Annotated in this window: 1 protein-coding gene; it reads left to right on the forward strand. The window is 57.5% G+C overall.

Going from position 1 to position 626, the window contains the following annotated elements; all coding sequences use genetic code 11:
* Positions 1-626: immunoglobulin-like domain-containing protein (locus tag PFU01S_RS22300; protein WP_042139959.1), on the forward strand; the 626-nt coding region annotated here is incomplete at both ends.

Here is a 626-nt window from a genome sequence, read left to right on the forward strand (position 1 = left end):
CAAGACCCCAGTCAGCACCGAAGTTACCGACGAGCCAGGTTCGGGTACGCCAGGCACTGGCAACCAAGGCGACCAAGTGCTGGTTACCATTACAGCGGATCAAACTTCGGTAGCCGAAAACGTCAAACCAACGTTCACCGTTCAAATCAACAAAGCCCTGGCCAACGATCTGGTCGTGACCCTGAGCAACAACGAGAAGGTCACTATCAAAGCCGGCGAAACCAGCGCCCAGTACACTCACGCAGCTCAAGGCGACGACGTCTACAAAGACTCCGGCGAGATCAGCCTGGGCATCAAGTCGGCGGTCGACGCGGGTGGCCGCACTTTCGAAAATCTGCAGCTGGGTAACGATGCCTCGGTGAAGGTCACCGACACCGTTGACGAAGTTGTGGCCAAACTGACTGCGACCGACTCGGTTACCGAGGGCGGTCAGATCACTTACACCGTGACCCTGACCAACAAAGACGGCCTGCCAATCGACAAACACGGCGCGCTGACCTTCACGTTGGACGATGGCAAGACCACCATCACCATCCCAGCCAACGGCACAACTGGTTCGGTCACTGTGACCGCGCCTGACAACGACTATGTCGGTGCTAACGATCCGGTCGTCAAATCGATCGCCT

This window comes from Pseudomonas fulva NBRC 16637 = DSM 17717 (assembly GCF_000730565.1).
Classification (GTDB): Bacteria; Pseudomonadota; Gammaproteobacteria; order Pseudomonadales; family Pseudomonadaceae; genus Aquipseudomonas; species Aquipseudomonas fulva.